Origin of the sequence: Rhodobacter sp. JA431, assembly GCF_900217725.1 — a bacterium.
In the GTDB taxonomy this organism is placed as follows: Bacteria; Pseudomonadota; Alphaproteobacteria; order Rhodobacterales; family Rhodobacteraceae; genus Rhodobacter; species Rhodobacter aestuarii.
Genome location: NZ_OBMP01000022.1, coordinates 1 through 4,865, shown reverse-complemented (window position 1 = coordinate 4,865; position 4,865 = coordinate 1). Strand labels below are relative to the sequence as shown.

At 61.2% G+C, this 4,865-nt stretch carries 5 protein-coding genes and 1 tRNA gene; 3 read left to right on the top strand and 3 right to left on the bottom strand.

Translation table 11 applies throughout. The features are described from left to right. The first annotated feature begins 17 nt into the window (after positions 1-17). Positions 18-94, top strand: a tRNA-Met gene (locus tag CRO18_RS18435). An 89-nt stretch (positions 95-183) separates the two neighbouring features. Then, a complete protein-coding gene (locus tag CRO18_RS19195) occupies positions 184-312 on the top strand; it encodes a hypothetical protein (RefSeq protein ID WP_283234911.1) in 129 nt (42 codons plus the stop codon). 107 nt (positions 313-419) lie between these two features. On the opposite strand, the gene CRO18_RS19225 is transcribed toward CRO18_RS19195, so the two are convergent. The 3 genes from CRO18_RS19225 to CRO18_RS18420 form a co-directional block, all read right to left on the bottom strand. Further along, a complete protein-coding gene (locus CRO18_RS19225; protein WP_143128695.1) occupies positions 420-1,235 on the bottom strand; it encodes an AlpA family transcriptional regulator in 816 nt (271 codons plus the stop codon). Between the two features lie 83 nt (positions 1,236-1,318). Further along, a complete protein-coding gene (locus CRO18_RS18425; RefSeq protein WP_097083224.1) occupies positions 1,319-2,368 on the bottom strand; it encodes an AAA family ATPase in 1,050 nt (349 codons plus the stop codon). Then, on the bottom strand, positions 2,358-3,839 hold the full coding sequence (locus CRO18_RS18420; RefSeq protein ID WP_212710206.1) for a right-handed parallel beta-helix repeat-containing protein: 1,482 nt from the start codon (positions 3,837-3,839) through the stop codon (positions 2,358-2,360). Before CRO18_RS18420 ends, CRO18_RS18425 begins: the two co-directional genes overlap by 11 nt. A 751-nt stretch (positions 3,840-4,590) precedes the next feature. On the opposite strand from CRO18_RS18420, the gene CRO18_RS18415 reads away from it, so the two are divergent. Next, positions 4,591-4,865 (top strand): contractile injection system protein, VgrG/Pvc8 family (locus CRO18_RS18415; protein WP_249276122.1); only part of this gene is annotated, 275 nt, incomplete at its 3' end.

Genomic DNA, 4,865 nt, shown 5'->3' with positions numbered 1-4,865 from the left:
GCGCCACAAAACACCGGCGCGGGGTGGAGCAGCCCGGTAGCTCGTCAGGCTCATAACCTGAAGGTCGTAGGTTCAAATCCTACCCCCGCAACCAAAATTCTTAAGTATTATCAATGACCTGGCCCCGCAAATCGCGGGGCCTTTTGCGTTGCGCCAAAGCCACTGGAAGCACACTGGAAGCAAATGGACCGCACCAAAAGGTGTGGCCAGCGCGCAACGAAAAACAAAAATGACAAAGACGAGGCGAAGGGGCAGGGGCGAATGACGAAGGGCAGCGCGAAGCACCCGACGCTGGAAAGGGCCGACGGCTAACCCGGCACGAAATCCGGCGGCGCTAAAGTAAGCAAAACGGACCTGAGCTGCCATTTAACTGAGAGCCACCATGCTGAGTTGCGACGCACTAGACCGGACATTGGATGTTAGGCACCGTGACTTGCAGAAGACATCTCTGAGTACAATATGCAGTGGGTATGAGGAGGTAGTCGATTGTGAGCAGGGCAACGGAGGTCGTTACAGTCTTGATGAGGGAGCTCGCGCATCTTCGCGGTGCGGTTGGCAAAGATCACATCTGACGGCTGAATGCCGCAGCAATAGACCGTGAGGTCATTGCCGATAGTGGCGTCAAAGAGCTGCCACAGCTCATGCACGGGCCAGCGGGCGCGGTTGCTGTCCGGGGTGGGGATGGAGTAGCGCAGCCGTTGCAAGGCGTCGTGGTAGGCGTCTCCGAGGCGCTCGCGCAGATCGGCCCAAGAGTGCATCTCAAAGCGGCCCCGCAACTGCTTGGAGCCAAGCCGCAGCTCAAAGCGCCAGACTTGGCTGGCCTCACGGTCAGAAAGGTCGAGCGGCTCTTGCCCGCAGGCGGTGCGCTCTGCATTCCAGATCGCAAGCCAACCGTCCTTCGCCTTCTGCATCACCTCGGTGCGCTTATCATATATGGCAAGCTGGCGGTTATCGACATTGCCCGCCCGAAGCCCCGTGACCCGGCTCCCGGTCGCTTGGGTGACGGTCTCGTCTGGCCCGGTGTATTCCGTTACCCATTCCATAAGCTCACGGCGGCGATAGCGCACAGAGCGACCAAATTTGTAGAACCTCGGTCCGAACCCCGTGACGCGCCATTTCTGGATCGTGCGCACGCTTTGGCAAAGGAAGTCTGCGGCCTCGGTTTCGGAGATAAAGCCTTCCCAATAGCTGGGGTCAGCGCTGCTCGCCGGGGTCGTCGAAGTGTTTGTAATCATAGTGCTTGTCCTGCTCGTCTGAATTCCATGTCCACAGGAATGCAGGGAGTTTGGGCGTAATGCACGTTTATTCACTGGAAGAATTAACCGCCATTTTGAGGGCTAATTCTTCCAGTTGATCGCTGACGCGTTGCGGTGATCCGAAGTTTCATTTCATGCATGATCCGGCTGGTTGGGGTGTCCGGGTCCACATAAGAAAAAACGTCCACGCAGAAACGCGCAGAGCTTGTCAGAGGGGTGCCGTCTTCGTGCACATCGCGGGTGAACGCACGTTCAAGCCTCTGGGTCCAGAGGGTTTCTATATTCGCGATCCACATGCGCAGCGCGTCATCCCGTTTGGCCCCCTTTCGCCCCGGCGGGAGCTTGGCCGCATCCGCTGCGATGCGCTGGAAGGCATCAAGCAAATGGACATAATCTTTGAGGTTGAGCGCAACGGGTTCGCAGGTGCCATCGTCTTGGGGAACCATCAAAACGGGAAGCCCGGCGGGGTCTTCCGTCCCCTCAAAGATTTTGAAGCCCACCCGGTCCGTTTCTGCAATCAAAGAGACCTCCGCCTGACGGGGCAAAGCGGAAAGCGCCTCATAGAGCTTCTTGGCGGTTTTAGAGAGGTCTTGAAGCGCTTTGGACGATTGCGAAGGCGCGGTGCGTTCATCGGCGGCAGCGCGATACCAACGCCAGATCGCGGCGGCGTCTTCGAGGGCGTTTTCAAACGTGTCTCTTTGGCGCGCGGGTATGCTGTAGGTCTTCACAAGGCGGTCAAGAACGTCTTGTGAATAGGTTTTCTTATAGTGATGCGCAGGAGCGACGGGCATGTTTGACGGGAATCCTTTGCCCCGTTTTCCGCGTTGATCCTTGGCTTGGGCAAAGGAGCGGCGCATCTCGCGCAGCATGTCTCCAAGATGCCCCGCGCTCTGCCAGTTCCCAAGCGTTGCTTCGACAATGGGCACGCCCGCCGTTGCCGCGATGGCGCGCGCGAGAACGGACTTGCCGGTGCCCGGTGCGCCCGTGAGCATGAGCGAATGGGGCAGCTCGCTCCACCGCGCGCTGCCGCGGCGCCATGCGGCCAAGTCGGACACGATGTCCGCGGCTGCCTGATGGGCCGGGCTGTCGCCGCCGATCTCTTCAAGCGTCATGTCGGAACCCGGCTGCCGCAGCGCGCCCGACTGACCGCTTTCTACGTCCTGCGGCCGCAGGGTCGCCTGGCCGCTGAGGGTCGGGCACGTTGGTCAGGCCGTCGCCTTCGCAACGGGCGGTTTCCAGCCTCGTCGCGAGCGGGCCGCTTGAAAGCTTGCCCCGCAACCGGGCCCATGTCTGGTCTTCGTTTTCCGGTGCGTCGATCAGATCCCAATCGAGCGGATTCAGCCCCCGCCCGTCCAGCCCGATATAGGTCGCCGCTTCCTCGTTCTCGAAAACTATATTGCCCGTGGCTCTTGCTTCCGAGCAGATCTCAACTGCGAAGCTCACGCGGTTGCGGAAGCAGTGGTTGCGCTCCACGACCGCGCGCGATGGCTGGTCGGGGGCGTTGGGATCCCGCTGCAGGAGGATCCCCGAGGCGCCGTTGCCCCAGCACTCGTTGTCGCGCACCGCCTCGCTCTCCGAGGAGAAAAGGCCGATCCCGGTCTCGGTGTTGTCGTGGCAGCGGTTGCGCTCCACGACCGCGCGCGACGGCTGGTCAGGGGCTTCGTCATCCCGCGTGAGAATGATCCCCGAGTTGCCGTTGCCCCAGCACTCGTTGTCGCGCACCGCCTCGCTCTCCGAGGAGAGAAGGTTGATCCCGGCCTGGGTGTTGTCGTGGCAACGGTTGCGCTCCACGACCGCGCGCGATGGCTGGTCGGGGGCCTCGGAATCCCGCTGCAGGATGATCCCCGAGAGCCCGTTGCCCCAGCACTCGTTGTCGCGCACCGCCTCGCTCTCCGAGGAGAGAAGGACGATCCCGGCCTGGGTGTTGTCGTGGCAGCGGTTGCCTTTGAGGACCGCGCGCGAGGATCGACCACCATCCTGCATCACGGCCAGCACGATTCCATTTGCGCAGTTCGCCACGGTGCAGGACGCGACGGTTGCCTCATCGGTCCCGAACAGCGTAATGCCGCTGCCACCGAACGCAATGCCGCTACCACCGAACGCCTGGATCTCGGCTTCGGTGATCGAAATCCTGGTGCTGCCCCGGGCAACGAGTGCTCTAATAGCTTCGTCTTCGCCCTGACCTGTGAGGGAAATGCGCTTCAGGTCGACGGCCTGCCCGGAATCGATGAAGATCAGACCCCATTCATTCCGGACGTCCTCCGGAGTCGCACCAGCGGCAGGCAGATCCTCGGGCAGCGTGCGATGGACGATACCACGCGCCCGAGTGCTGACGGCGAAATCGGCAAGGAGAACGTTTTGCGCGTGCCGCACGACAATGGCCGGGCCATCGAAATCGTGGGTGAAGACCGTCTTCTCCTTGCCCGCGCCCTCAAGGGTCGTTCCAGAAGGGACGACAAGCGGCGTATCGAGCGGGAAAGTCCCCGCGCCGACCGAGATCACGGTTCCCGGTAGCGCGCCCTTCACTGCGTCCCGCAGCGTCGCGACGCCATCGCTTTCCGCAATCGAAATCGTCTGCGCCACGCTTAAACCGAAAGAATGCCAAAAAGAGAAACGAACAGCCATCAGATTAGTCAGCACGGCGAGCGCCTGTCAACAGAGGAGGCGACCGGGTACGTTCCCGAAGATCAAACAAGCCGGTACGGGAATGGAGCGCTGACTTTCAAAACGGGATGGTTGCTTGGCTCCAAAACGCCATGCAGTCGACGGTCGTTCCTTCCTTCCGCATCGGGTCGGCCTGCGGAATTCACGCTGGCATTCTGTCGCCGAAAAGGGGAAATTGCCGCTCCTTCTGCGAATGCAGAATCGGAGCAAGAGTAGGCCACCATACCTTGCGGCGGCGCAGTGTCATCACCGATGCAGCGAAGGTCAGCTATCGTCGGCAAGCTCGGATGGTGCTGAGTCCGCTTCGGGCTAGCTTGTCCCTTCGCTGCGCCGTGTCTGAACGGCCGCTTCCGCGGCCTAACCCGGGAGGGTCGACCGGCCGTTTTGGGCCGGGCATGTTGGTCAGGCCGTCGCCTTCGCAAGGGGCGGATTTCGGACCTTGACGTTGCGGCATAGCATCCGCAGCAAGCCGCGAAAGCGGCGGTTTGGGAGAGCCGATGCGGCCTCTCGCCTGTCATCGAAGCAGCCCCGCTTGGGCAAGCCCTGCCTGTCATAGGCTTGCCAACCCACTGCGTCAGTTTCCCTCTTGCTTGACCTGCCCTTTTGGGTAGGTTTGCGCCATCTGATCTTACGAGTGCATTGCATGGCCCAGCTTTCCCAAGAGGCCCGGATGGGCCGCCTGACCACCGTTTTGGGTCTGGATGTTTTGGTTTTACAGCGCTTTGCCGGCGTCGAGCGGATGAGTGATCTGTTCGATTTTACAGTCGATTGCTTAGCTGCGAGCAGTGATGTCGACTTTGACGCGCTGATCGGCACCCATGCGACTGTGACACTGGAAACCACGGGCGGGGAGCGTGCTTTTGATGGCATTGTGACGGAGGCGCGCTGGTTGGGCGCCGGCGAAAATGGGCAGCGCTATAGCTTGCGGCTGCAGCCTTGGTTTTT